Genomic DNA, 25,927 nt, shown 5'->3' on the forward strand with positions numbered 1-25,927 from the left:
CCGCGCTGCCTCACCGCCGCCGCCCGAACCCAACATCACTATGTCGTGATCGGAAGGCCACTGTTACGGCAAGCACCGAGCGCGACGATCAGCGTCGCGGAAGGCAACCGTTACGGGCAGGTCCCCAGCGCCTCGACGAGCACCGTGCGCTCCGGGGCGGTGATCGTCAGCTGGTAGCGGGACTTGATGGTCGCGTAGATGCGGGCGAACGAGCAGTGATAGCCCTGGTTCGGCGGCATCCAGTGCTGCGCACCGATGCCCCCAGGAATCTTGTCACCACGCGACTGGTTGGTCTTGCCGTCGACGGCGATCAGATTGCCCAGGTCGTTCGCCGCGGTCACCCGCTGCGCGATCGGCCATTTGGCCGCACCCGTCCGCCACATCTCGGCCAGCGGCACGACGTGTTCGATTTGGACCTTCGCCCGGTCGACCGTCTTCCCCGTGTACGGGTCGTGCAGCGTCCCCGCGGTGACCGCGCAGCGCCCCGGCTTGCGTTCCACGTCAACAAGATCGCGGGACAGGACCTGGGACCGCTGGTCGCAGCCGTCGCCGTCGGTGTCCTGCCATGGGCGGCCGAAGACGCAGTCGGCGCCGTGGTCGCAGGAGCGTTCGTAGCCGCCCATGCGGCCGGGGACGGCGATCGTCAAACCGTCGAGGGCGGCGCGGGCGGCGGCCGGGTCGAGCGTCCCTGGCGGGACCCGCGAGTCCACCGGCACCGGGGTCGTCGTCCCGGTGGCCGAGGGGATGGCACAGGACGTGAGGAACAAGACCAGTCCGATCAGCGCCCGAGTCATGCCCAGATGATCTCTGGTGCCGGTTCGCGCCGAAACGGCGGGGTACCCCAGGTTTGATTGCGTCCATAACGGGCATTCCCCTCCATGAGGAGGTAGTCATGGCAACCCTGTTGTGGATTATCGCTGTGGTGCTCGTGGTCGGCGGAATCGTCACCCTAGTCCGTGGACAAATGCTCTACGGAGCCCTGTTAATCGTTCTGGGCCTGCTGATCGGCCCCGGCGGCGTCAGCATTTTCACGTGACCGGTGGGCCTGCCCGCGAAAGCGGGCAGGCCCGGCACTCACTGTGCCGCCCACTGCACCCACAGTGGCAGCAGTGCCAGCGTCACCACCGAACTCTTGACCACCACCGAGGCCGCCAAGTCGACCTCGGTGTCATAGCGCTGCGCGAAGATGAACAGGTTCTGCGGTGACGGCATGGCCGCTATCAACACCAGGTATTTGAGCCAGTCCCCCGTCACCCCGAAGACGTACTTGCACACCGCGAGCGTCACCAGCGGGAAAATGACGCACTTGAACGCGATCAGCGCGATTTCCTCGCGCGTGGTCCCCCGGATCGACAGCCCCGCCCCGCCCAGATAGAGCCCGAGCGCGAACAGCGCGACCGGTGCCGCGCTGTCCCCCACGAACGCGAACCCGTCCAGCAGCACCGTCGGCACGGGCACCGACAGCAGGTTGAGCAGGATCGCCAGGTTGCACGCGAGCACGACCGGCGTGTTCAGCGACGCCCACACCGCGCGCAGCAGCTTCCTGCCCGTGCCGCCGTCGCCGCCGAACTCCATGATCGAGATGACGACTGTCGACAGCAGACACACCTGCAGCAGCAGGATCGGGAAGATCGGCGCGGCGTTGCCGAACAGCATCACGAACACCGGCACGGCGAAGTACGCGGTGTTGACCTGCACCGCCGCCATGATCCGCAGTGCCTTCGCGCGCGCGTCGCCGCGGGACAGCAGTCCGATGAGGACCACGCAGAGCGCGGCGCTGGCGGCGTAGGCGGAGATCGCGCGAATGTCGAACAGGTGGCCCAGGTCGCTGAGGTAGATCTTGCCGAACAGGTAGCACGGGATCGCGAAGAGAAACGCGAAGTCGGTGAAGACGCCGGCGGCCTCGGCCGGGATAACCTTGCGGCGGGCGAACACCGCGCCGATCCCGAACGCCAGTGCCACGGGCACCAGCTTGCCGAACGCCGCCAGCGTCTCCATCACACCGCCTCCATCACACCGCGCCGCGAGTCAGCGTGGCGATGACCGCATTGCCCCGCAGGCCGTACCCCATCCCGAACGCCAGTGCCACGGGCACCAGCTTGCCGAACGCCGCCAGCGTCTCCATCACACCGCCTCCATCACACCGCCTCCATCACACCGCCTCCATCACACCGCCTCCATCACACCGCGCCGCGAGTCAGCGCGGCATAAGCCGTGATCAACGTGGCGATGACCGCATTGCCCCGCAAGTCGTACTCCGTCCCGTCGATCCGCGACACCGGCAGCAGCTCGCACGCCGTCCCGCAGATGAACGCCCCGTCGGCCTCGGCGACGAACTCCGGCGCCAAGTCCTCGACCACGCAGGTGATCCCGTTGGCCGCCGCCAGGTCGAGCACCGTGGCGCGGGTGATGCCCTCGATCGTGCAGCGGGTGGTCGGGGTGTGCAGGACGCCGTCCTTCGTGAAGAAGAGGTGGGCGCCCGTCGACTCGGCGATCAGGCCGTCGGCGTCGAGCAGCATCGCGTCGTCGAAGCCCGCGCGCAGTGCGGCGTTCTTGCTGACGGTGCCGATCATGTAGTTGCCCGCGGCCTTGCTCTTGACCGGCGCGGTGTCCGGCGTCGGACGCCGGTACTCGCCGGTCCGCAGCGAGATGCCCTTCTCCAGCGCGTCGGCCGCGACGTAGTAGCCCCGAGGGGTCTCGTACGCCGCGATCGACATGCGGATCGAGGTGTTCAGCGCGGCGGTCTGGATGACCTCCGAGCCGCGCCAGGCGTTCATCCGGACGTACCCGTCGGCGAAGCCCGCCTTGGCGATGGTCTCGACCGTCGCCGCGTGCAGGTCCTCGTCGGTGTAGGGCAGGTCGAAGTCCAGGATGCGCGCCGACTCCCGCAGCCGCCGGATGTGCGCGTCGAGCAGGAACGCCTTGCCGTCGTACACCCGCACGCCCTCGAAGACGCTACTGGCGTAGTGCAGGCCGTGCGTCAGGACGTGGATCCGGGCGTCGCGCCAGTCGACGAGGTCGCCGTCGAACCAGATATGGCCGTCGCGCTGGTCGAAGGGCTGCATCACAGCGCCAGGTCGAACAGCATGTCCTGCATGTCGCCGACGAGCGCGACGAAGCGGCGCTGGTGCTGGGTCAGGTTCCGCACCGACACCCCGTGCAGGGCGTAGCGGTTGATCGGGTACATGACCAGCGTGTTGGCGGCGTACGGGATCGTGGCCACCTCCTCGACGTACTGCGGGTCGATGTCGAAGCGGCTGTCGCCGTACTCCGACTCGGAGGCGTAGAACTTGTGCTCGTCGCTGCGGTACTTGTAGAGCTGGAGGTCGCCGCCCACGGCGTCGTCCTCGGGCAGTCGCATGTAGAACAGGCCGCCGAACAGCTTGTACGGCTTGTCCACGTGCGGACCGCGGTAGGAGGTGGGCGTGCCCACGACCGGCGAGCCGATGACCGCGGTGCAGTCCATCAGGATGTCGTGGGTCTCGTGGTTGTCGGCGCCGCGGCGGCCCACGCGCAGGTCGCGCAGCTTGCCGTACTTCTCCTCGGCCTCCGGGTGCGACTCGACCAGGTCGTCGTAGAACAGGTCGAGGAACTGGTGGAAGAACTCCTCCGACGAGTGGTAGCGCGCGAAGTCCTTCCACACCGGAGCGATCGTGTCGTCCTTGAACATGTGCGCGGACATGTAGTTGTAGCGCTCGTTCGACACGACCGGCTTGCCGATCTTCTCCGAGATGTACTCGACGGTCGGCATGGTCTCCGACAGCGCCTGGTACAGCTCCGGGTTCAGCGCGTCCTTGATGACGATGTGCGGGAACGGGTCGCGCTTGATGTCGGCCTTGGTCACGTTGGCCAGAATCGACTGGATTTCCACGGTTTCTCCTTACGGGGTCAGGTCGCGCACGGACAGCCACAGCTCCAGCATCAGCACCGACCACAGGACCTCGGCGGCGTGGCCACTGGGGTTGTCGGTCTGCAGCTGGAACAGCTCCCGCAGCTTTCGTTGGTCGAAGTAGTCCTTGCAGCGGAACGCGCTCGACAGCAGCACGTCGCCGATGAGGTCGTGCAGCGCCTCGCCGGGGCGGATCATCGCGGCGATGGGCAGGGTGAACGGCTGCTTGGGCCGGTCGACGATGCTCTGGGGTATCCACCGACGGGCCGCGTCGGCGACGGGCGTCTTCACCAGCTCGTCGACGACCTTCAGCGACGTCGGCAGCGCCCGCGAGAACCGCATGACGCTGGGCTGCAGGAACGGGATCCGCGCCTCCACCGAGTGCGCCATGCTGAGGTGGTCGACGCGGCGCAGGATGTAGTACGGGAAGCGCTCGAACTGGTCGTAGCGCAGCAGCGTCTCCAGCTTGTCGGCCCCGCGCACCCGCTTGACGAGTTCGTCGCCGCTCTGGTCGGCGAAGTAGCCGCCGTTGGCCGCCACCTCGGCGCGGAACGCCGTGCTATACAAAGTGGACAGTGTGCCGGGACCGGCCGCCGCCATCGTGTCCTGATAGGACCGGTGCCAGGTGGCGCTGCCGTCGCGGGCCGCCTTGACGTAACGCGCGTAGCCGCTGAACAGCTCGTCGGCGCCGTCACCGGTCAGCGCCACCTTGAAGCCCGCGTCGTGGATCGCCTCGAACAGCCCGTAGGTGCTCAGGCTGTGCGGGGCGTTGTTGGGCTGGTCGAGGTGGCGCAGGAACCGGTCGATGAGGCCGGGGAACTCGGCGGGCTCCAGGAGCACTTGGTGGTGCCGGGTGCCGACGTGCCGGGCGACCTCGTCGGCGAAGTGCCGCTCGTCGCTGGGCCACGTGCCCGCGTAGGCGATGTTGAACGACGCCAGGTCCGGCACCAGGCTCTTGGCCATGCCCGTGATGTAGCTGGAGTCGAGGCCGCCGCTGGTGATCACGCACACCGGCACGTCGGCGTCGAGCATCCTGCTCAACTCGTCGTGCAGCAGCCCGTCGAGGATCTCGGCCGCCGCCGCGCGGGTCGGGCCGCCCTCTGGCCAATCGAACTCGCGGGGCGCGAGGTCGATCTGCCGCTCGGTCAGCCAGCCGTCGGCGCTGAACCGCAGCACCGTGCCAGGGACCAGGGTGCGGACCTGGCTGTAGATCGTCTCCGGCCCCCACACCGCCTTGCCGCCGAGGTAGCGGTCGACGGCGAGCGGGTCGATCCGGTCGGGGAAGTCGGGGAACTTCGCCAGTGCCCGCAGCTCGGAGGCGAAGTTGAGCTGCGAGCCGTCGGAGACGTAGTAGTAGAGCGACTTCATCCCGGCGTGGTCGACGAACAGCTTCAGGCACGGCTCGGCGCGGGTGTCCACGATGGCGATCGCGTACATGCCTTCGAGCCTGCTGACGAACTCGTCGCCGTACAGCTCGTACAGCGGCAGCAGCACGTCGCCGTCGCAGTCGCCGTTGAACCGGTAGCCGCGCGCGCCGAGTTCGGCCCGCAGCGCGCGGTGGTTGTAGATCTCGCCGTTGAACACACATGTCAGGCCGTCGAGCCGGAACGGCTGTTCGCCCGCGGCGATGCCCTGGATGGCCAGCCGGTTGTTGCCCAGCGCCCACGTGTCGGCGTTGACCACGGTCTGCGCGTCCGGCCCGCCGTGCACCTGGGCCTCCGCGACCGCGGCCAGGACGTGGGAATCGACGGACTTGTCGCCGAACGATCCATAGATGCGGCACATCAGCGGACCCCCGCCAGTTCGCCAGACTTGCCGGCAACGAATCCATACACCCAGCACATGTCAGCGGACCCCCGCCAACTGGCCGACCGGCGACTGCTTGGCCGTCGGGTAGTGCCGGTCGAGGAACTCGGTGACGACCTCGATCTGGCGCAGGATCGCCTCGATCTGCGCGGGCGAAGGCGTGGTGCCGTGCTTCTCCAGCGCGCTGTTGCCGGTCTTGAGGTACACCGGCGCGGCGATGCGCACGAACTCGGGCGCGTCGTAGGTGCGGATGAACCCGCCGGAGTCCTTGGGGTTGTCGACGTGGCAGTCCAGCGGGATCGACACCGCCCGCCGGATGGCCGCGACCATGGGCAGCGTCAGGTCGCGCACGGGGTTGAAGCTGTTGGCGCCCAACAGTTGCAGCACCCGCGCCGACGCGGCGTTGCCGTGGCCGCAGTGCGCGGACACCTTCAGGTGGATGTCGGGCAGGTCGCCGCGCGTGCGCAGTTCGTTGAGCACCCACAGCAGGCCCTCGTCGTACACGACGAACCCGGTGATGCCCAGGTCGATGGCGCGCTTGACGTCCTCGACGGCGCGCACGACCTGTTCCTGCCCGCGCAGCCGGTAGCCGATGCGGCTGCCCTCGGGGGTCTGCACGCTGGCGCCGATGTCGTAGTTGGCCCGGGGGCCGACAGACATCAGGATCTGCGCGCCGTACTCGCGGCCGAGCGCGGCGTAGCGGCGGATCTCGGCGGCGGTGTGCCGGAACAGGCCCAGCGTCTCGGTGACCCGGTTGATGGTGAACCCGCGGCGGCCGCTCTCCACGAGCAGCGTCTCCGCGGTGGTGGCCGAGTTGATCGTCGGCACCTCGATGCGGAACTGGCCGCCGTCGGCGAAGCGCAGCGCCGACTCGGTCAGCTCGCCCTCGCCGTCCGGCAGGCCGAGACCGTCGAGCTGTGCTCGCGTCTCGGCGAAGAATCGACCCACCACGCCCCCTGACTCCGCTGTCGCCCCTGCTCTGCGATCGGATCGGTCCACCACGTCCCCTGTCGGTCGTTTCACCTGGTCAGCTCGATGCCGAGCTGGGCTTCGATCTTCTGCACGATCTCCTCGGCGACGCGCACCGACTCGTCGTGGTCGGCGTGCACGGTCTGCACCTCACCGAAGTTGTCGAGGTTGCCCCGGCACGGCGGGAACTCGCCGGACTCGGGCAGCCGCACGGTGAGCGAGTGCAGCGCGTCGCCGTACCCCCGCGTCCACGTAAGGTCCGGGACCTCAGTGGGCGCGGGGGTGGCGTCGGTGGCGCCGAACCACCGGACGGTGGCGTACTTGTCGAAGCCCGCGGCGTGCGTCACCGGCTCGTCGAGGTAGACGCGCACGAGCAGTTCGAACAGGTCGCCGCCGCCCGCGAGGCAGAAGAGGTTGGGCAGACAGGAGCCCATGATCCGCGGGTTCAGCTCGATCAGCCGCGGCCCGTTCGCGGTGAGCATGACCTCCACGTGGAAGATGCCCATCCGCAGGCCGACCGCCTTGATCACCCGCTCGGCGAAGTCCATCACGGCCTCGTGGGCCGCGGGGTCGATCACCGCCGGGATGGTGGTCCCGGTCTCCAGGGCCTCGTGTCGGGCCCACGTCGTCCGCTCGCTGATGGCGAGCCGGATGGTCTGTCCGCGCGAGAGTCCGATCTCGGCCGAGACGAACCGGCCGGACAGGTACTCCTCGACGAGCATCCCGGTCGGGTAGGCGGCCGGGTCGGCCGCGGCGAAGAACTCCGCCAGCGCGAGGTCGTCGCGCAGGACGTGGGCGCCTTCACTGCCCGATCCGCTGGCGGGCTTGACCACGATCGGGAAGCCCGTGTCCGCGGCGAACGCCCTGGCCTGGTCGAGGCTGGTGCGTGCCCATCGCCGCGAGCTGTCGATGCCCGGGGCGGCTGCGTTGGCCTGGTCCGGGTCGATCAGCACCAAGTGCCGCGTGCCGTCGAGTCCGGCGGCGTCGAAGACTTCCCGGCAGCGGTTCTTCGCCTTGGGCTGGTCCGGGTCGATCAGCACCAAGTGCCGCGTGCCGTCGAGTCCGGCGGCGTCGAGGACTTCCCGGCAGCGGTTCTTCGCCTTGGCCGTGGCCGCGCCCTCCGCCGAGGTGAACGGGATGCCGAGTTCCTCGGCGATCCGGGCGACCGGGACGACGAGCGCGTCCACGGTGGCCAGGAACCCGTCGATCCTCCGGCGCGCGTGGATCTCGTGGACGCACGCGCGCAGGGCGGCCAGGTCGGTCGCGTCGTCCAGGGTGTGGACGGTGTCGACGTACTGGCCGAACGGGGTCTTGTCGAAGTCGACGTGCTGCATCCGCTCCATGGCGCGCGAGCGGATCAGCGTCACCTCGTGCCCGAGGCGCTTGGCGGCCTCGAACGCCGGGGCGTTGCCGGTCTTCCAGGTGACGAAAACGACGTGCATCAGCCGACCCTCCGAGCAACGCGCTGACCGAGCCGGACGAACTTGGGCCGCGGCCCGGTCGTCCAGATGAAGGAGATGGAGCCCGCGAGGATGTTCTTCGGCGACATCGATGTGAAGCCGCCGGTGCCCGAGTGCACGAGCGCGCCCTCGTCGAGCCGCGCCCACTCGCCGCCGGGCTCGCGCTGATAGAACACGTAGCCGAGGCCGTCGTCGGTCCGGCTGACGTCGAGGCGGTAGCCGGAGGCGGCGTAGTCGCCGACGCACAGGTCCATGTCGATCTCCGAGCCCGGCCGCGAGCGGATGAGCCCCTGGCCGGTGACGGACTTGACCAGGTCCTCGTAGAGGCCGAACGTCGGGTAGGCGTTTGCCAGCATCACCAGCACGGTCCGGGTCTCGGCGAAGACCTGGACGAAGTTGTGGTGGCCGCTGCCGTTGGAGTTGAACCCGAAGACGTTCTCCTCGAAGTGCAGCCAGCCCAGGCCCCACGAGTGCATGAAGTGGTGGCCGGGAATGGTGATCTGCGGCGTGCGCATCTGCTTGGCCAGTTCGGCCGACAGCAAACGCTTGCCATCCTTGGTGACGCCGTCGTCCAGCGCGAACAGCGCGAGCGTGGCGACTTCCTGCGCGGTCAGGCACACCGAGAACGAGTCGGCGGCGTCGTTGGCCATCGTCTGCGGGCCGAGGACGTACGGGGTGTAGCGCTGCTCCGGCTCGTTCCACAGGTAGCCGGTGGCGACGGTGTCGCCGTAGTGGTCGCCCGCGTCGAGGGTCTCGGCGATCGGCATGATGCCGAGCGGGTCGAGCAGCAGGTCGTTGACCGCCTTGCGCCACGAGACGCCGAGCAGCCGCTCGATCAGCAGCGCGGCGATGGACGTGCCGCACGCGGAGTAGGCGAAGATCTCGCCCGGCTCGGCGACCTGCGGGTAGTCGCGGAAGCTCTGGACGTAGGCGCCCAGGTCCGGGTGGTCGGTGGAGTTCCAGACCTCGAACGAGTCGTCGATGCCGCTGGTGTGCGACAGCAGTTGGCGCAGGGTGATCTCGTCGCGGCGCTGGACGCCGTCGGGAACGAGGTCGCCGAGCGGCTCGTCGAGCGCGACCAGGCCGCGATCGACCAGCATCAGCGCGACGTAGGCGACGAGGACCTTGGTGACGCAGGTGACGCGCTGGCGGGTGTCGGCGGTGCGGGCCTTGCCGGACTCCAGGTCGTCCAGGCCGAAGTCGACCGCGTGGGAGACGCCGTCGATCACGATGACCGCCGCCGCGCCGGGCACGCCGTGGCTCTTGGTCGACTCGCGCAGCGTGCGCTCGGCCAGCGCGAACCGGCCCGCGACGTCGTCGGCGGCGAGCGCGGCCGGAGCTTGTTCCCGTTTGGCGCGCACCAGGTCCGCCTGCTGGGTGACGGTGCGGAACTCGTAGATCTCCGAGACCCGGACCGTGACCGCGCACCGGTCGCTGAGGCGCGCGGCCAGCAGGTTCGCCAGCAGCGAGTGGCCGCCGACGGAGAAGAAGTCGAGGTCGCCCGGGATGCCCTTCAGGCCGAGCACCTCGGTCCACACCTCGGCGATCTCGGTCTCCCGCTCGTCCAAAGTGGACTCGCCGAGCACCGCGCCCCACTCGACCGGGCGGGCGGCGAGGCCCTTGCGGTCGACCTTGCCGTTGGGCAGCAGCGGCAGGTCCGGCTCGACGACGATCTTGGCGGGCTGCATGTAGTGCGGCAGCCGCCCGCGCAGGTGCGCGCCGACCTCGTCTGCCGTCAGGTGGGTGCCGACGTAGGCGACCATCCGGGTGTCGCTGCCCTCGCGCACCGCCAGCGCGGCCACGTCGCGCACGCCGTCGAGTTCGCGGAGGACGGACTCGATCTCGCCGAGCTCGATGCGGTAGCCGCGGATCTTGACCTGGTTGTCCTTGCGGCCCATGAAGAACAGCTCGCCGTCCTCGGTCCAGCGGGCGAGGTCACCGGTCTTGTAGAGGGTGCCGCGCCTGCCGAGGCCCGCGGGCGCGTCGACGAACACCGCGGCCGTGCGCTCCGGGTCGTTGATGTAGCCCGAGGACAGGCCCTCGCCGCCGAGGTGCAACTCGCCGACGACGCCGTGCGGGACGAGTTCGCCGCGCGCGTCGAGCAGGTAGGCGCGGGTGTTGTGCAGGGGCTTGCCGATGGTGACCTCGGCGGTGGGCGCGTCGAACGCCTTGTACGTCGAGTAGGTCGTGTCCTCGGACGGGCCGTAGAGGTTGAACACGCGGCGGACCCCGGACTCGGCGAACGCGGCGTTGACCAGTTCCTTCGGCAGCGGCTCCCCCGCCACGTTCAGCACGGCCGTCGACGCCGGGATCGCCGAACGCTGGAGGAGCACGTTGAGCGCGCTCGGCACCGTGTTGATCAGGGTCGGGTTCAGCTCGGCGTCCTCGGTCAGCGCGAGGACGTTGTCGATCACGACGACGCAGCCGCCCATGGTCAGCGGGCACCACAGCTCGTAGACCGACAGGTCGAAGTTGAGCGACGTGGCGAACAGGACCCGCGCGACGTCCTCCTCGGTGTAGGTCTCCCAGGCCCAGGCCAGCAGCGCGACGACGTTGCGGTGGTGGATGACCACGCCCTTGGGCAGGCCCGTGGAGCCGGAGGTGTAGATGAGGTGAGCGGCGGCGTTGGCGCTCACCTCAAGATCGAGTGGGCTGTCGTCCTGGCCCGCGGCGCGCTCCAGGAGCGTGGCCAGCGGGAGGGCGGTGGCGGGCAGGCCCGCGAGCCAGGCGGGCTCGTCGCCGTCGATGACGACGGCGGCCATGGCGGCGGTGTCGGCGATCGCCTTCAGCCGGTCGCCGGGGTAGGCCGGGTCGAGCGGCACGTAGGCGCAGCCCGCCTTGTGGATGGCCAGCAGCAGGCACACCAGGTCGGCCGAACGCGGCAGCGAGACGCCGACGCGCTCGCCCGGGTTGACGCCATAGGCGATCAGGTCCTTGGCGAGGGTGGTCGAGCGGGAGTCCAGCTCGCGGTAGGTGATCCGCTCGCCGCGGAACTCGACGGCGGGGGCGTCCGGGGTGCGGCGGACCTGGGTCTCCACGAGCGAGTGGATCGACGCGTCGCGCAGGTACGGCCAGTCGGTGCCGTTGACCGTGTCGAGCAGGTAGCGGCGCTCGTCGTCGGCGATCAGGCGCAGCGCGCGGACGGGGACAGCCGGTCGGCCGCACGCGTCGGCGAGCAGGGTCTGGTAGTTGGCGGCGAGGCGGGAAATGAACTCGGGGGCGAACAGCGAGCGGTCATAGCGCAGCGCGAAGTCCGCTTTGTCGCCTTCGACCTGGACTTCCAGCACCAACTCGACCGACGACAGGTCCGGCCGCGTTCCTGGCACGCCGTGAAACGCGACCTGAATCGTGTCCGACTCGGCGGGCGCGGTGTTTTCGACAATGTCGATCAAGGACGAGCTGTCGTCGATCTTGGACCGCACGGCCGTCAATCTCGGACCGTCCTCAGTCCGACCGATGACGATTTCGTCGCGTCCGGTATAGCGGTGGACGAGTGCGGCGAAAGTGGCGTTCAGGACGTCGACCACGGAGTGGGACGTGAACACCGCAATCGGCGTGACATCGGCGTGCCACGAGTATTCCTGGCTCGCCGATCTGGTTTCCGCCGCGGCGGACCGGGTGTAGGTCGTCGGGAACTGCAACGCGCTCATAGTGCCCCCTAGAGATTGAATTCCCCCGAATTCGCTGCCAATTTGACGCGAGCTTCACGGCACGGCCGGTGCGACCTCCGGCCTGCGGTCGCCCGCCCACGCCACCACCGCGGGCATCGCCAGCCCGACCGCGCCGAACGCCGCGGCCATGACAAACCAGCCGACCGCGCCGTACTGCAGCGCCAGCCACGTCAGCACGAGCGGCGCGAGCATCCGGCCCAGATCGATGCCCATGGAGTACGCGCCCTGGTATTGCCCCTGCGCGTGGTCCGGCGCCAGGCCGAAGGCGATGCCCCAGCTGCCCGCCGCCTGCCGCACCTCGCCGAGCACGTGCGCCAGCGCGCCGAGCACGAGCAGCACGCTCGCCGCGATCGCCGAGACCTCCCCGGTCACCGAGAACACGACACACGCGACGGCGACGAACACCCCGCCCCAGCGGGCCGCGTTCGCCGCGCCGCGCAGGTCCTCGGTGCCCTTGGTGGCCCGCACCTGGAGCAGCACGACGGACACGGTGTTCGCCAGCAGCAGCGCCGCGACCATCCACCGAGGCGCCTGCGTGTGCTGCACGATCCACAGCGGCAACACCACGTCCAGCAGCAGATAGTGCATCGAGAGCAGGCCGTCGAGCACGACGAAGGCGAGGAACGGCTTGTCCCGCAGCGCCACCAGGCGCGGGCCGCGGCGGGCGGGTTGCGGCGCCACCTTCGGCAGCCGCGCGGTGATCACGCCCGCCACCGCGTAGGTCAGCACGTTGGCCACGACACCCCAGCGATACGCCTCAACGGTGCCGATCGCGAGCAGCGTGCCCGCGATGGCGGCGCCGACCGAGATGCTGACGTTCGTCGCCGCGCGCAGGTACGCGCGGACGCGCACCCGGTCGTCGGCCGGGATGACGCCCGCGATCATCGCGCCCTGCGCCGCCCGGTTCGTCCCCCACGCCACGGCGTGCAGCGACACGACGACGACGTACTGGACGAAGCCGTGCACGACGAGAAGGAGAAGTGTCAGCGGGACGAGCAGGCCGAACGACCACACCTGCACCGCGCGCGGCCCGAGCCGGTCGGCCAGGTGGCCCATCGGCGTGCTCAGCACCAGCCGCAGCCCGGAGGCCACGCCGAGGCCGATCCCCAGCTCTCCCGGAGACAGCCCGATGACGGTTGTCGCATAAATGACATTGAGCGCCATCCACAGCCCGATGCCCAATGTATTCACCAAAGTCGCGATGGTGAGAGTCCGCGGCGGACCAGGCGGCGGAAGCAGGGCGCTGAGCACGCGCGCACGATAGTCAGCGTTAACTCACGCCAGCAAATGCGACTTGTCCATTTCGTTCGTTCACAGATAAACATACCGCGCACTGTCCGGAGCGGCCCAGTGGAGCGATATGGACCGTACGCATCAGTAACAACATCCGTTCGGGTGTACCCCGAAGTCCTACCGTTGGGTCTAACCCTGAAATGTGACCCTGACCACGGCGGTCTTTACCCTGTTCGGTAGCCGAACACGTGGCAATCGGACGTCGATTCAGTGGCTGGCGTCACAGGCAGGCCCCGGACGGGGCGTGCATACTCGAACGCGTCAATCACGGGGGAAGCCATACACCAGCAATGGCTATTCGCCCTGTTTCCCATACGGAAAGAGGACGCGCACGAAATGGTGCAACTCAACGAGGTGTCGGCACCGGAAATCACGGTCAAGCGGGTCGCGGGCCGCATCGGCGCGGAGGTGAGCGGAATTGATCTTTCCGCCGACCTCGACGACGCCACGGTCGCCCGGCTGCGCCAGGAACTGCTCACCCACCGCGTGCTGTTCTTCCACGGCCCCGACATCGGCCACGAGCGTCACATCGCCTTCGGCCGCCGCTTCGGCGACCTGACCCGCCGCCCCGGCAAGCAGCACGGCATCGCCCCCGACGGCTTCCCCGAGATCCTCAGCGTCGACCGCAACGCCGAACACGAGCGCTATGGCAAGGACTACGAGGAACGCTTCCGCCGCAAGTGGGTGTCCGCCCTCGCCGGCTGGCACAGCGACCTGACCCCCGCCGTCAACCCACCCGCCGCCTCGATCCTGCGCGCCGAGCGAACCCCGCCCTACGGCGGCGACACCCAGTGGACCAACATGGTCGCCGCCTACGAGGGCCTCTCCAAGCCCATCCGCGACTTCGTCGACACCCTGCGCGCCGAACACGCCTTCTTCACCGGCGTGCAGCTACTGCACACCGACCCCGACGACCGCCACATCCTCCAGATGTACTGCGACCTCCCCCAGGCCGCGATCCACCCGGTCGTGCGCGTCCACCCGGAAACCGGCGAACGCGCCCTGTTCGTCAGCCCCGGCTCGACGACCCGCATCATGGGCCTGAGCCAGGTCGAGAGCAAGCGCGTCCTGGACCTGCTGTACGAACACATCACCAGCGCCGAGTACACGGTGCGGTTCAGGTGGGAGCCGGGCAGCATCGCCTTCTGGGACAACAGGTCGACCTGCCACTTCGCCCCAACGGACTTCGCCCACTACGACAACGAACGCGTCATGCACCGGGTGACCCTGCTGGGCGACACCCCGGTGGGCGTCGACGGCACCCCGTCGGAACTGGTCGCCGGAGAACCGATGATCGCCTGGTGAACCGTTGCCCGGCCTGGGTCTCCCCGGGCCGGGCACAGTCCACTCAGGGCACGGTCCACTCAGGGCACGATCTCCAGCTGGGCCATCATCCCCATGGCCGAGTGCTCCATGAAGTGGCAGTGGTACATGTACTTCCCGACATGGGGCGTGTCGAAGTGCGCCTGCACCCGAACCGTCTCCCCCGGCGCCACATAGACCGTGTCCTTGCGCCCCGCGTCGTCCGCCGTCGGCGGCTGACCGTTGCGGTCCAGCACCCGGAACTGAGTCAGGTGCAGATGGAACGTGTGCTCGACCGGGATCTCGGTATCCGCGTTGTGCAGGTTCCAGATCTCACTCGCACCCCGCTTGACCCGCATGTCGATCCGATCGTGGTCATACGGCTGACCATCCATCAGCCCCAACGGAATCTCGCCCGTCAGGTCGAAGCTCATCGTCACATCGCGGGTCACCGTCGCGGGCGGCATCGTGGGCAGCGCACGCAGCGTCGACGGCACCGAGCTGGTGTCGATCGCGTCCCGCACCACGTCGAACCGCATGACCGGGCCGCGCACATCCTCCAGCACCAGCTTGGCCCCAATGGGATGCCGCGAGAAGTCGATGACGACGTCCATCCGCTCCGCCGAGCCGAGACCGAACTCCGTCCGCGTCACCGGAGCGGGCAACAGCCCGCCGTCCGACCCGATCTGCACGATCGGCGTCCCACCGAGCGTCAGCTTGAACATCCGCTCCGTGGCGGCGTTCGCGAACCGGAACCGGTACTTCCGCCGAGCCACCGGGAAGTACGGCACCGGCTTCCCGTTGGCCAACGTCACATCACGGTCCATCGGCGGCGCGCCCCACACGAGCCCGCCCGCCGCGTCGAACTGCGCGTCGCGCAACGTGATCGGGACATCGAAGCGGCCGCTGGGCAGGTTCAGATACCGCTCGCCCGGGTCATCGATGATGTACATCCCGTGCAGACCACGATAGACGTGCTCGGCCTCAGTCCCATGGCTGTGATCGTGGTACCAGAGCGTCGCGCCCTGCTGGGTGTTCGGGTACTCGTACGTCCGGCTCCCCGCGGGCGCGATCAGGTCCATCGGATACCCGTCGTGCTCCGGCGCGACATGCCCGCCGTGGAGGTGCACGTTCGTCGGCGCCCCCAACTGGTTCTGGAACACGACCTTGACCCGCCGCCCAGCCCGCGCGCGGATCGTCGGCCCGGGAAACGTCCCGCCGAACGTCAACAGCGGCGTCGACAGCCCCGGCAGGATCTCCATCGTCTTGGCCAGCACCGGGATCCGGTAGATGTCGGTGTCGTACGTGCGCGAACTCGGCGCCAGGTCGAGCATCTCCGGCATCCGCACGGCGAACGGCGTGAACCCCGGAGACCGCTGCCCCGTCGACGCCCGCCGCGGTCCGAGATGCCGCGCCGGGGTGTGGTGGTCGTCTTGGGCCGCCGCGCCCCGCCACACCGGGGAGACGATCAGCGCCGCCCCCGCGAGACCTCCGACCCCCAGTAACTTCCGTCGGTCCAGCATGCCGCCCCCGTTTCGTTCGCGAATGATGTTCGGATCGTTCCATTCGCGGACGTCACGGTCTTCTTCCTCAGTGCGGCCGAACGCGGGAATTCCGCATGCGGCGCAACGGAATTCGTCATGGACTCCGCTGACTCAGCCGGTCGCGGACGGCGTGCTCGGTCAGCGCCAGCAGATGGGCGCGGACGGTCGCGCCCTCGGCGAGCTGGTTGTAGGAGTCGAGGACATAGCGGTGGACGACCACCCGTTCGGTGTCGAACCGCTCGGCGAGGTGGTCGGTGATGCGGTCAAGTTCGTGCTGGACCTCTTCGGTGGAGGGATCGGGGAGACCGGGCATGGGGAGTTCCTCCAATCGACGTGCACCCAGGGTGCCCCCGTCGGACCGTTCCGACACTTTCGATACACGGCTGTATCGGATACACGGATGTATCGGGTATGGTCCGCGCCATGTCGGAGACGAAGCGGGTCACCAAGCGCCGGGGCATGACCCGCGCGCGGCTGCTCGACGCCGCCCTCGAGGTCTTCGCCGAACAGGGCTTCGGCGCGTCGACCGTCGAGCAGGTGTGCGACCGGGCAGGCTTCACCCGCGGCGCCTTCTACTCGAACTTCGTCTCCCTCGACGAGCTGTTCCTCGCCATGTGGGAGCAGCGCTCGGCCCAGATGCTGGCTGACCTGCGCTCTTCCCTTGCCGACGCGGCCGCCGCGCCGACTCTGGAGGCGGCCGTCGAGCAGTTGCTGGCGGTGATCCCGGTGGACGACGCGTGGTACCGCGTGACCGCCGAGTTCACCGCCCACGCCCTGCGCAACCCGGCGTTGAAACGCGTCATGGCGGCCAGGGAGGAGGCGATCCTGGAGACGATCATGCCCATCCTGGAGCCCGCCCTGGCCCAGGCGGGCCGCCGCGTCCCCGACCGCCGCGCGCTCGGCATGGCCCTGGTCGCCGTGCACGACGGCACCTCAACCCAATGCCTGATGGACCCGGGCGACGACGTGCGCGCCGCCCGGCACCGTCTGTTCGCCACGGTGGTCCGTGCCTACAGCGAGGAGAGCTGAGATGTCCGACGTCATCGTGGTTGGGGCGGGCCTCGCCGGCCTGGTGGCGACGTATGAGCTGGTCAAGGCGGGTAAGCGCGTCACAGTCGTTGATCAGGAGAACTCGGCCAACCTCGGCGGCCAGGCGTTCTGGTCGCTGGGCGGTCTATTCCTCGTCGACAGCCCCGAACAGCGGCGGCTACGCATCCGCGACACCCACGAGCTGGCCCTGCAGGACTGGCTGGGCAGCGCGGGCTTCGACCGCGACCGCGAGGACCACTGGCCGCGTCAATGGGCGGAGGCTTATGTCGCCTTCGCCGCGGGTGAGAAGCGGCAGTACCTCTATGACCTGGGTCTGCGAGTCATGCCGACCGTCGGCTGGGCCGAACGCGGCGGCGGGCTGGCGTGGGGGCACGGCAACTCGGTGCCGCGGTTCCACCTGACGTGGGGCACGGGCCCGGAGGTCGTGCGGGTGTTCGCCGAGCCCGTCCTGGCCTCGGGCCGCGTGGAGTTCCGCCACCGCCACCAGGTCGACTCCCTGATCATCGAGAACGGCGCCGCCGTGGGCGTGCGGGGGACGGTGCTGGAGCCGTCGTCGGCCGCGCGCGGGGTGGCGTCGTCACGGATCGCGGTGGGCTCGTTTGAATTGCGAGCGCAGGCGGTCGTGGTGACGTCCGGCGGGATCGGCGGCAACCCGGAGCTGGTGCGCAAGAACTGGCCGGTCGAACGCTTCGGCCGCGCGCCGTCCCGCATGATCACCGGAGTGCCCGCGCACGTGGACGGCCGGATGCTGGAGATCACCGAGTCGGCCGGGGCGCAGGTGGTGAACCGGGACCGGATGTGGCACTACACCGAGGGCATCCAGAACTGGGACCCGATCTGGCCCGCGCACGGCATCCGCGTCATCCCAGGCCCGTCGTCCCTGTGGCTGGACGCGACCGGCAAGCGGCTGCCGGTGCCCTTGTTCCCCGGCTTCGACAGCCTCGCGACCCTGCGGCACATCGTGGGCACCGGGCACGACCACACCTGGTTCGTGCTAACGCAGTCGATCATCGAGAAGGAGTTCGCGCTGTCGGGCTCCGAGCAGAACCCGGACTTCACGGGCAAGGACCTGCGCCTATTGCTGGAACGTGTTCGCAAGGGCGCCCCAGGTCCGGTGGAGGCGTTCAAGCAGAAGGGCGTCGACTTCATCGTCCGGCATTCGATGTCGGAACTCCTGTCCGCGATGGCGGCGCTGGAACCCGCCTTGGATACCGCCGTGGCGGAACGCGAGATCGTCGCGCGCGACCGCGAGCTGGACAACACGTACTCGAAGGACATGCAACTGATGGCGGTGCGAAACGGCCGGACCTATCAGTCCGACAAGTTCATGCGCATCGCCCGGCCGCACAAGCTCCAGGACCCAGCCCACGGCCCCATGATCGCCGTCCGCCTGAATCTGCTGACCCGCAAAACCCTCGGCGGCCTGGAAACCAACCTGGACTCCCAGGCCATCCGCCCCGACGGCACAGTTTTCGACGGCCTCTACGCGGCGGGCGAGGTCGCAGGCTTCGGCGGCGGCGGAGTCCACGGCTACAACGCGTTGGAGGGCACCTTCCTGGGCGGCTGCATCTTCTCCGGCCGCGCCGCGGGCCGCGCGTTGGCCCGCGACCTCGCCTGACATCAGCCGCGGAACGTCAGGAGACATGGCGCAGTTTCGCCCAGTTGATCCGGGTCAGCGTCGGCGTTGACCCTCAACCTGCCCATCCCCAACCGTCGTCGCTGGGTGGAATCTATCCACAGGGTGAGTCCGCCTCCCAACCCAAGGCGGTCGAACCTCGTAGGATCGCGGCGTGACTTCCGCCGACACCCTCACCCCTGCCCTCGAAGTCCTCCGTCGCGTCTTCGGCTATGACGCGTTCCGGGGGGACCAAGAGGCGATCATCGAGCAAGTTGTCGGTGGTGGGGACGCGTTGGTGCTCATGCCGACCGGTGGTGGCAAGTCGCTGTGTTATCAGATTCCCGCGCTGGTTCGTGAAGGTGTCGGGGTGGTGATCTCGCCGCTGATCGCTCTCATGCAAGATCAGGTGGATGCCTTGCGGGCCTTGGGAGTGCGGGCGGGGTTCCTCAACTCCACCCAAGGCTACGAGGAACGCCGGGAGGTCGAGGAAGCCTTCCTCGACGGCGAGTTGGACCTGCTCTACCTCGCCCCCGAACGCCTCCGGGTCGAGGCGACGGTGCGGTTGCTCGAACGTGGCGACATCGCGCTGTTCGCGATCGATGAGGCGCATTGTGTGTCGCAGTGGGGGCACGATTTCCGGCCCGATTACCTCATGCTGTCCGAGTTGCACGAACGCTGGCCCGACGTCCCCCGCATCGCGCTCACCGCGACGGCGACGAAGGCCACCCATGCCGAGATCGCGCAGCGGCTGAACTTGGGGGAAGCCAAGCACTTCGTCGCGAGTTTCGACCGGCCCAACATCCAGTACCGCATCGTCCCCAAGAACAGTGCGCAGAAACAGCTGCTCGACCTGCTGACCAGCGAACACAAGGGCGACGCCGGGATCGTCTACTGCCTGTCGCGCGCTTCGGTGGAGAAGACGGCGGAGTTCCTGTCGCAGAACGGAATTCCCGCCGTCCCGTATCACGCGGGCCTCGACTCGCGCACCCGCGCGCGGAACCAGTCGCGGTTTCTGCGGGAGGACGGGCTGATCGTGGTGGCCACGATCGCGTTCGGCATGGGTATCGACAAACCGGACGTCCGATTCGTCGCGCACCTCGACCTGCCCAAGTCCGTCGAGGGCTACTACCAGGAGACAGGCCGCGCGGGCCGCGACGGTCAGCCGTCCACGGCCTGGCTGGCGTACGGGCTCGCCGACGTGGTGCAGCAGCGGAAAATGATCGACTCGTCCGAAGGCGATCTCGCCCACCGCCGCAGGCTCAGTGCCCACCTGGACGCGATGCTCGCGCTGTGCGAGACGGTGTCGTGCAGGCGCGTGCAACTGTTGAACTACTTCGGCCAAGAGGGCGAGCCGTGCGGCAACTGCGACACGTGCATCACCCCGCCGGAATCCTGGGACGGCACCATCCCCGCCCAGAAACTGCTGTCGACGGTCTTCCGCCTCGACCGCGAACGCAACCAGAAGTTCGGCGCGGGCCAGGTGATCGATATCCTCCTGGGCAAGCAGACCGACAAGATCACCCAGTTCCGCCACGACCAACTCAAAACGTATGGCATCGGCACAGAGTTGAACGACAGCGAATGGCGCGGAGTCGTCCGACAGTTGCTGGCCCAAGGACTCCTGGCCGTCGAGGGCGACTACGGCGTCCTGACCCTGACCGAGACCAGCAGCGAAGTCCTCGGCCGCACCCGCGACGTCATGCTCCGCCGCGAACCCGAGCGCGTCCGCCAAGCCCGCGTCCGCAAGCCCGCAGCCGCGGCGGTCGACATGCCCTCCGAGGCAGCCCCGATCTTCGACCTCCTCCGAACCTGGCGCGCGGCCGCGGCGAAGGAACAGGGCGTCCCCGCCTACGTGATCTTCCACGACGCCACCCTGCGACAGATAGCCGCGCAACGACCGTCAACGCTTGAGGGTCTGGGGACGATCAGCGGCATCGGCGAGAACAAGCTCGCGAAGTACGGGGAGCAGATCCTCGAAACACTCGCGTCCACGATCGAGTGAACGTGGTTTGACCTGCGGAAATAAGCGTTCCGCGCCGGTAGGATCGAACACGTGTTCACCGCTGAGGCTGTCGCGAGGATGAGCGACGTCGAGGTGCTGGACCTGCTGCGCGACCTCGAACGCCAGCGGGCCGCCCTCGACGCCGTGCAGGTCCGCGCGCTGGCCCGGATGGCCGAACTGCGCCCAGACCGCGACGCGGGCGGTCACCGGTTCGCAGGCGCCGAGGTCGGCGCCGCACTGACCTGGACCCCGGCCCACGCCGCGTCCCGCGTCGCCAACGCCACCCGGCTGACCACCGTGTTCCCGTCCACTGTGGACGCGCTGGCCGCCGGACACATCGACCTCCCGCGAGCACACGCCCTCGCCGAGATCACCACCACCCTGTCCGACGACCACGCGGGCGAGGTCGAGACCTGGATCCTGGCCCGCGCCGAACACAAAACCCTCGACCGCTGGCGCCACGCGCTGCGCGCCAAGAAAGACCGCATCGACCCCGAAGGCGCCGACCGGCGCCGCGAACAACGCCGCCCTGACCGGCGAGTCGACCTCTACGCCGCCGAGGACGGCATGGCCCACCTCGACATCCACGACACCGGTGAACGCCTCCGCGCGGTGTACCTGATCCTCGACAAGCTGGCCCGCACCATGCGCGCCCACGGCGCCACCGACCCGCTCGACACCCTGCGCGCCGACGCACTCCACGAGATCGTCGTCAACGGCGGCGGCCGCGGCGTCAGCGTCGAACTCCACGTCGCCGTGCCCTACACGGTCCTGCTCGGCGCACACGCAGGCGGCACCCTCCACGGCTACGGCAGCCTCCCCAACACCGCCATCAAGGAACTCATCACCACCCACGACACCACCTGGCGACGCATCATCACCGACCCCGTCGGCAAAGTCCTCGAAGTCAGCGCCCGCCGCCACCCCGGCACCGACCTCGCCCGCCACATCCGACTCCGCGACCAAACCTGCCGCTACCCCGGCTGCCACCGCCCAGCCACCGCCTGCGAACTCGACCACACCACCCCACACAGCCACGGCGGCACCACCAGCGCACCCAACCTCGGCTGCCTCTGCCCACTCCACCACAAACTCAAAGACCAACCCGGCTGGCACCTCAAACAAACACGCCCAGGCCGCTTCGTCTGGACAACACCCACCGGAGCCACACACATCGTCGACCAAGAACCACTCGTCGACTACGACATCCCACCACCCAGGCAACCAGCGCCGTTCTGAACGGACTCGCCGTTCCGTTGCGCACGGCCAGTTTCAGCCCTGAAACATATCAGCCATTCGTGAAACTTGCGGATTGTTGCAGACGTGGTCTCCTGATCACATGAGCGACCACCTGTCCGCACGGATGCGTGCCCTGGCAACAGAACTGACCACCGCGCGGGAGCGCGCAGGCATGACCCTCCGCGATGTGTCAGCACGCCTGGACATCTCCATAGCCACCCTGAGCCGGACCGAGAACGCGCTGCGGACACCCACCCTGGAAACGGTCGCGGGCCTGCTCGGCGCCTACGGCGTGGTCGGCGAAGACCGGAAACGCATCATGAAGCTGGTCAGAGAGGTAAAGGATGCCCTCTGGATGGAGGTCCGACCGGAGTACGGCGACCTATTCAAGGCTTTGATCAATTTCGAGCGCGAAGCCATGTCCTTCTTCACCTTCGGCCCGATGAGCGTCCCTGGACTGCTGCAGACGCCTGCCTACGCCCGCGCGATCACGGATGCCGCCGCGCGCACAAACGGAACGACCGAACTAGTGGTGGAAGCCTTGGTCGCGGAGCGATTGCAGCGGCAGGAGGTGTTGAACAAGGTGGTCAGCCCGGAGTACACGGCCATCCTGGATGAAGGTGTCCTGCGCCGGGCCTACGGCGGCAAGGCCGTGATGGCGAACCAGATTCGTTGGCTTGTCGACCGAGCCAAGGCGCGGCACATCTCGGTCCAAGTGATCCCATTCCGCTACGGCGGCTACCCCACGGCAGGCTACTTCTCCCTTCTCGAGTTTCGTGACCGGTCACCGATCGTCTATGTCGAGCAGCCCGGCGCCACCGGCTTCCTTTACAAGCCGGAAGATGTAGCTAGGTTTCGCGCCATTGCCACTACCCTTAAGAAGGTGGCGCTGGAGTCAGCCGACTCGGTGAACTTCATGAGCAGGATCGCGGCCGACTACGAACGGGACTGAAACAGCATGCACGCAGAGTGGCGAAAGTCGACCTTCAGCCAGGGGACGGAGCCGGACTGTGTCGAGGTCGCGTACTCGGCCGAGGTCCGCCTCCGCGACTCGAAGAATCCTGATGGCGGCGTCCTCACCCTGCCCGCCTCCGCGTGGCAGCCGAGCAGGCTTGTCGCCGTTCGTCCCGCCTGAGGGACCGTTCGTCACATCGCCACAAAACGCGCGCGCGGGTTGTTGAATCCGCACGAATCCGCGTTCTAGAGTGCCTCAAGTCACACGTCCGTTCGGCCTCACCGCCTCGCCCGAACGGCCCAAGACGGAAGGCCCTCATGGCATCCCCTGCGCTCAACCGACGCCGGTTTCTCACCTTCCTCGTCGCCGCGCCGACGCTGTCCATCGGGGTCACCATGGCCGCCGACGCCGAGGCCGCGATCCCTACGCCGCCCGCACCGGCCGACCTGCTCGACCTCGGCGACATCCTGATCCTCGCGGGCGCGCCCACGGCCAACATGCTGGTCCTGACCGTCGAGCCCGACGGCTCCGTGACCCTCCGGCTCCCCCGCGCGGAAGTCGGGCAGGGCATCACGACCGCCACCGCGATGATCGTCGCCGAGGAACTCGGCATCGGGCTCGACCGGGTCCGCGTCAAGCTCGACGACGCGCGGCCCGAGCTGCTCTTCAACCAGCTCACCGGCGGCTCCAACACGATCCGCTCGGTCTACGAGCCCGTCCGCCACGCCGCAGCGACCGCCCGTTCCCGCCTGATCGCCGCCGCCGCGCAACGCTGGGGAACCAACACCACCGGGCTGACCACCAAGAACGGCCAGGTCATCTCCCTCGACGGGCTCACCGAGGACTTCCGCGACCTCACCCAGGCCGCCGCCCGCACCGACCTCAAAGCCGCCGCCCCCACCCTCAAGTCCGAGGCCGACTTCACCGTCGTGGGCACCCCGACCTCCCGCGTCGACGCCCGCGCCATGGTCACCGGCACCCAGCGCTACACGCTCGACCTCGACGTCCCCGGCGCCGTCCCCGTCATGGTCCGCAGGCCGCCGACGATCAACGGGACCGTCAAGGCCATCGCCAACGCCGCCGCCGTCCGCGCGATGCCCGGCGTGATCGACCTGGTCACCGTCCAGACCGGCGTCGCCGTGGCCGCCGAGACGTTCGGGCAGGCCCGCGACGCCGTGCAGGCCCTCCAGGTCACCTGGAACCCGGGCACCGTCGACGGCGAGTCCGACGCGTCGATCAAGCAGAAGCTGCGGGCCGCCGCGCTTCCGTTCGTCGTCCCGCCGCTGCTCACGCAGTATGTCGACGCGGAGTTCGACTTCGCCTTCGTCAGTCACGCTCCGCTCGAGACCAACTCCGCGATCGCCGACGTGCGCCCGGACCAGGCCGAGATCTGGGCCGGGCTGAAGTCGCCGATCGTCGCGCAGCAGACCATCGCCGCCGAGCTGGGGCTCCCGCAGAACTCGGTCAAGGTCCACGTCGTGCAGGGCGGCGGGTCGTTCGGCCGCAGGCTGTTCTTCGACTCCGCACTGGAGGCCGCGCGCATCTCCAAGGCCATGAAGCGTCCGGTCAAGCTCATGTGGAGCCGCGTCGACGACATGCGCCACGGCCGCGCCCGCGCCGCCAGCCACCACAAGCTCCGCGCGACGTTCGCCCTGGGCAACGTGCTCACGTTCGAACACCGCGTCGCCAGCGTCGAGACCGACTTCCGCCACGGCCTCGGCGAGATCCTGACCGCGATGGCCGCGAGCCTGCCCGTCGCGGGCAATCTCAGCTTCGCGCAGACCGTCTTCCTCACCACGGTCAAGTCGCCCTACAACTTCGGCATCACCACCCAGCTGCTCAACGAAGTCCCGCTGAACATGCACACCGGGAGCTGGCGCTCGGTCTACTCCGCGAACACGCGCGGCGCCGAGGAGATCTTCGTCGACGAACTCGCCCGCAAACTCGGCAAGGACCCCGTCGCGTTCCGCCGCGCCTTCCTCAAGACCGCCCGCCAGCGCGCCGTGCTCGACAAGGTCGCCGCCGAGGGCCAGTGGGGCAAGGCGCTGCCCGCCGGGTTCGCGCAGGGCGTCGGCGTGCACGACGAGTACAAGTCCTGCACGGCCTGCCTGGTCACCATCGACGCGCGCGACAAGACCAACCCGCGCGTCGTCAGCGCCGTCATCGCCGCCGACTACGGCAGGCCGATCAACCCGCGCGGCCTCGAATCCCAACTGCTCGGCGGCCTGACCGACGCGATCTCCACGACGCTGCGCGCGGGCCTGCACATCGACAAGGGCCTCCCGCTGGAAGGCAGCTACTCGCAGTTCCACTACGCGCGGCAGAAGGACTCGCCGACGGACGTGAAGATCTTCATCATGCCCGCCAACGGCGAGCCGGGCGGCGCGGGTGAGCTGGGCGTCCCGGCCGCGGTCGGCGCCATCGCGAACGCCTACGCTCGCGCGACCGGCATCAAGCCGCGCAGCTTCCCGATCAACTTCCCGGTCGACTTCGAACCGTTCCCGCGCTGACACTCCAAAACAAGGAGCCCCCGTTGCCGAACTACACCTTCACCGTCAACGGCAAGACCGTCACCGTGGACGCACCCGCCGACCTCCCGCTGCTCTGGGCACTGCGCGACAAGCTGGGCGTCACCGGCCCGAAGTACGGCTGCGGCATCGATGTCTGCAAAGCGTGCACCAGCCACCTCGACGGCAAGGCCGTCAACCCGTGCGTCGTCCCGGTCGCCGAGGCCGCGGGCCGGACCGTGACCACCATCGAGGGCCTCGCTGACGGCGACGTGCTGCACCCGGTCCAGCAGGCGTGGCTGGAGCAGGACGTCGCCCAGTGCGGCTACTGCCAGCCCGGCCAGATCATGGCCGCCGTCGCGCTGCTCAAAGCGAACCCCAACCCGTCAGACGCTGACATCGACGAGATCGAGAACGTCTGCCGCTGCGGCTCCTACTTCCGCGTCCGCAAAGCCATCAAACGAGCCGCAGAGCTGATGGGTCACTGAAATCTAGAACGTCTGCCGCTGCGGCTCCTCCTTCCGCGTCCGCAAGGCCATCAAACGAGCCGCAGAGCTGATGGGTCACTGAAATCTAGAACGTCTGCCGCTGCGGCTCCTACTTCCGCGTCCGCAAAGCCATC

21 protein-coding genes are annotated in these 25,927 nt (G+C 68.6%); 10 read left to right on the top strand and 11 right to left on the bottom strand.

The window, feature by feature from the left end; translation table 11 throughout:
• Positions 1 to 110: 110 nt before the first annotated feature.
• Complete coding sequence (locus ACSHT8_RS11615) at positions 111 to 794, bottom strand: HNH endonuclease family protein (RefSeq protein WP_436500478.1); 684 nt, start codon at positions 792 to 794, stop codon at positions 111 to 113.
• Positions 795 to 892: 98 nt separating this feature from the next.
• On the opposite strand from ACSHT8_RS11615, the gene ACSHT8_RS11620 reads away from it, so the two are divergent.
• Entirely contained in the window at positions 893 to 1,036 is a 144-nt protein-coding gene (locus tag ACSHT8_RS11620; RefSeq protein ID WP_436500480.1) for a GPGG-motif small membrane protein, read from the top strand.
• A 38-nt stretch (positions 1,037 to 1,074) separates the two neighbouring features.
• Here the strand turns inward: ACSHT8_RS11620 and ACSHT8_RS11625 are convergent, their stop codons facing one another.
• The 8 genes from ACSHT8_RS11625 to ACSHT8_RS11660 all read right to left on the bottom strand — a co-directional run bounded on the left by ACSHT8_RS11625 (position 1,075) and on the right by ACSHT8_RS11660 (position 13,046).
• Positions 1,075 to 1,998 (bottom strand): AEC family transporter, encoded by a 924-nt coding sequence (locus ACSHT8_RS11625; RefSeq protein WP_436502046.1) that lies wholly within the window; start codon positions 1,996 to 1,998, stop codon positions 1,075 to 1,077.
• Between the two features lie 182 nt (positions 1,999 to 2,180).
• Positions 2,181 to 3,065, bottom strand: a complete 885-nt coding sequence (ilvE, locus tag ACSHT8_RS11630) for a branched-chain-amino-acid transaminase (protein WP_436500482.1) — start codon at positions 3,063 to 3,065, stop codon at positions 2,181 to 2,183.
• Positions 3,065 to 3,871, bottom strand: a complete 807-nt coding sequence (locus ACSHT8_RS11635) for a hypothetical protein (RefSeq protein WP_436500484.1) — start codon at positions 3,869 to 3,871, stop codon at positions 3,065 to 3,067. The genes ilvE and ACSHT8_RS11635 overlap by 1 nt, the downstream gene beginning before the upstream one ends.
• A gap of 9 nt (positions 3,872 to 3,880) precedes the next feature.
• On the bottom strand, positions 3,881 to 5,674 hold the full coding sequence (gene asnB / locus ACSHT8_RS11640) for an asparagine synthase (glutamine-hydrolyzing) (RefSeq protein ID WP_436500486.1): 1,794 nt from the start codon (positions 5,672 to 5,674) through the stop codon (positions 3,881 to 3,883).
• 60 nt (positions 5,675 to 5,734) lie between these two features.
• Positions 5,735 to 6,646, bottom strand: coding sequence for a U32 family peptidase (locus ACSHT8_RS11645; RefSeq protein WP_436500488.1), 912 nt, complete (start codon positions 6,644 to 6,646; stop codon positions 5,735 to 5,737).
• Positions 6,647 to 6,714: 68 nt separating this feature from the next.
• Positions 6,715 to 8,106 (bottom strand): ATP-grasp domain-containing protein, encoded by a 1,392-nt coding sequence (locus ACSHT8_RS11650; protein WP_436500490.1) that lies wholly within the window; start codon positions 8,104 to 8,106, stop codon positions 6,715 to 6,717.
• Complete coding sequence (locus ACSHT8_RS11655; protein ID WP_436500492.1) at positions 8,106 to 11,774, bottom strand: non-ribosomal peptide synthetase; 3,669 nt, start codon at positions 11,772 to 11,774, stop codon at positions 8,106 to 8,108. The genes ACSHT8_RS11650 and ACSHT8_RS11655 overlap by 1 nt, the downstream gene beginning before the upstream one ends.
• Positions 11,775 to 11,828: 54 nt before the next feature.
• The gene (locus tag ACSHT8_RS11660) at positions 11,829 to 13,046 is read right to left on the bottom strand and encodes an MFS transporter (protein WP_436500494.1); all 1,218 of its coding nucleotides are present in this window, start codon (positions 13,044 to 13,046) and stop codon (positions 11,829 to 11,831) included.
• Between the two features lie 378 nt (positions 13,047 to 13,424).
• On the opposite strand from ACSHT8_RS11660, the gene ACSHT8_RS11665 reads away from it, so the two are divergent.
• Complete coding sequence (locus tag ACSHT8_RS11665) at positions 13,425 to 14,393, top strand: TauD/TfdA dioxygenase family protein (RefSeq protein ID WP_436500496.1); 969 nt, start codon at positions 13,425 to 13,427, stop codon at positions 14,391 to 14,393.
• 59 nt (positions 14,394 to 14,452) lie between these two features.
• Here ACSHT8_RS11665 and ACSHT8_RS11670 read toward each other — a convergent pair whose 3' ends face one another.
• Positions 14,453 to 15,913 carry a multicopper oxidase family protein gene (locus ACSHT8_RS11670; protein ID WP_436500498.1) on the bottom strand — a complete coding sequence of 487 codons (1,461 nt, stop codon included), beginning with the start codon at positions 15,911 to 15,913 and terminating at the stop codon, positions 14,453 to 14,455.
• 115 nt (positions 15,914 to 16,028) lie between these two features.
• Positions 16,029 to 16,247 carry a three-helix bundle dimerization domain-containing protein gene (locus ACSHT8_RS11675; RefSeq protein WP_436500500.1) on the bottom strand — a complete coding sequence of 73 codons (219 nt, stop codon included), beginning with the start codon at positions 16,245 to 16,247 and terminating at the stop codon, positions 16,029 to 16,031.
• Between the two features lie 110 nt (positions 16,248 to 16,357).
• Here ACSHT8_RS11675 and ACSHT8_RS11680 point away from each other — a divergent pair, with 110 nt between their 5' ends.
• The 8 genes from ACSHT8_RS11680 (at position 16,358) to ACSHT8_RS11715 (ending at position 25,793) form a co-directional block, all read left to right on the top strand.
• Positions 16,358 to 16,963 carry a TetR/AcrR family transcriptional regulator gene (locus ACSHT8_RS11680; RefSeq protein WP_436500502.1) on the top strand — a complete coding sequence of 202 codons (606 nt, stop codon included), beginning with the start codon at positions 16,358 to 16,360 and terminating at the stop codon, positions 16,961 to 16,963.
• A gap of 1 nt (position 16,964) precedes the next feature.
• Positions 16,965 to 18,602 carry an FAD-binding dehydrogenase gene (locus ACSHT8_RS11685; protein WP_436500504.1) on the top strand — a complete coding sequence of 546 codons (1,638 nt, stop codon included), beginning with the start codon at positions 16,965 to 16,967 and terminating at the stop codon, positions 18,600 to 18,602.
• A gap of 172 nt (positions 18,603 to 18,774) precedes the next feature.
• Positions 18,775 to 20,604: a DNA helicase RecQ gene (gene recQ / locus ACSHT8_RS11690; protein ID WP_436500506.1), complete on the top strand. Its 1,830-nt coding sequence runs from the start codon at positions 18,775 to 18,777 to the stop codon at positions 20,602 to 20,604.
• Between the two features lie 51 nt (positions 20,605 to 20,655).
• Positions 20,656 to 21,843: a DUF222 domain-containing protein gene (locus ACSHT8_RS11695; RefSeq protein ID WP_436500508.1), complete on the top strand. Its 1,188-nt coding sequence runs from the start codon at positions 20,656 to 20,658 to the stop codon at positions 21,841 to 21,843.
• A gap of 100 nt (positions 21,844 to 21,943) precedes the next feature.
• A complete protein-coding gene (locus ACSHT8_RS11700) occupies positions 21,944 to 22,795 on the top strand; it encodes a helix-turn-helix domain-containing protein (RefSeq protein ID WP_436500510.1) in 852 nt (283 codons plus the stop codon).
• Positions 22,796 to 22,801: 6 nt separating this feature from the next.
• Complete coding sequence (locus tag ACSHT8_RS11705; RefSeq protein WP_436500512.1) at positions 22,802 to 22,978, top strand: DUF397 domain-containing protein; 177 nt, start codon at positions 22,802 to 22,804, stop codon at positions 22,976 to 22,978.
• Positions 22,979 to 23,115: 137 nt separating this feature from the next.
• Positions 23,116 to 25,308 (top strand): molybdopterin cofactor-binding domain-containing protein, encoded by a 2,193-nt coding sequence (locus ACSHT8_RS11710; RefSeq protein ID WP_436500514.1) that lies wholly within the window; start codon positions 23,116 to 23,118, stop codon positions 25,306 to 25,308.
• Between the two features lie 23 nt (positions 25,309 to 25,331).
• Positions 25,332 to 25,793, top strand: coding sequence for a (2Fe-2S)-binding protein (locus tag ACSHT8_RS11715; protein ID WP_436500516.1), 462 nt, complete (start codon positions 25,332 to 25,334; stop codon positions 25,791 to 25,793).
• Positions 25,794 to 25,927 lie beyond the last annotated feature (134 nt).

It is taken from the genome of Actinokineospora sp. HUAS TT18 (genome assembly GCF_051364635.1).
Taxonomy (GTDB): domain Bacteria; phylum Actinomycetota; class Actinomycetes; order Mycobacteriales; family Pseudonocardiaceae; genus Actinokineospora.

Coding starts and splice junctions, on each gene's coding strand:
- ACSHT8_RS11615 (WP_436500478.1), bottom strand. CDS start 794: ATGACTCGGGCGCTGATCGGACTGGTCTTGTTCCTCACGTCCTGTGCC.
- ACSHT8_RS11665 (WP_436500496.1), top strand. CDS start 13,425: ATGGTGCAACTCAACGAGGTGTCGGCACCGGAAATCACGGTCAAGCGG.
- ACSHT8_RS11700 (WP_436500510.1), top strand. CDS start 21,944: ATGAGCGACCACCTGTCCGCACGGATGCGTGCCCTGGCAACAGAACTG.
- ACSHT8_RS11705 (WP_436500512.1), top strand. CDS start 22,802: ATGCACGCAGAGTGGCGAAAGTCGACCTTCAGCCAGGGGACGGAGCCG.
- ACSHT8_RS11685 (WP_436500504.1), top strand. CDS start 16,965: ATGTCCGACGTCATCGTGGTTGGGGCGGGCCTCGCCGGCCTGGTGGCG.
- asnB (WP_436500486.1), bottom strand. CDS start 5,674: ATGTGCCGCATCTATGGATCGTTCGGCGACAAGTCCGTCGATTCCCAC.
- ACSHT8_RS11625 (WP_436502046.1), bottom strand. CDS start 1,998: ATGGAGACGCTGGCGGCGTTCGGCAAGCTGGTGCCCGTGGCACTGGCG.
- ACSHT8_RS11620 (WP_436500480.1), top strand. CDS start 893: ATGGCAACCCTGTTGTGGATTATCGCTGTGGTGCTCGTGGTCGGCGGA.
- ACSHT8_RS11670 (WP_436500498.1), bottom strand. CDS start 15,913: ATGCTGGACCGACGGAAGTTACTGGGGGTCGGAGGTCTCGCGGGGGCG.
- ACSHT8_RS11710 (WP_436500514.1), top strand. CDS start 23,116: ATGGCATCCCCTGCGCTCAACCGACGCCGGTTTCTCACCTTCCTCGTC.
- ilvE (WP_436500482.1), bottom strand. CDS start 3,065: ATGCAGCCCTTCGACCAGCGCGACGGCCATATCTGGTTCGACGGCGAC.
- ACSHT8_RS11675 (WP_436500500.1), bottom strand. CDS start 16,247: ATGCCCGGTCTCCCCGATCCCTCCACCGAAGAGGTCCAGCACGAACTT.
- ACSHT8_RS11650 (WP_436500490.1), bottom strand. CDS start 8,106: ATGCACGTCGTTTTCGTCACCTGGAAGACCGGCAACGCCCCGGCGTTC.
- ACSHT8_RS11680 (WP_436500502.1), top strand. CDS start 16,358: ATGTCGGAGACGAAGCGGGTCACCAAGCGCCGGGGCATGACCCGCGCG.
- ACSHT8_RS11655 (WP_436500492.1), bottom strand. CDS start 11,774: ATGAGCGCGTTGCAGTTCCCGACGACCTACACCCGGTCCGCCGCGGCG.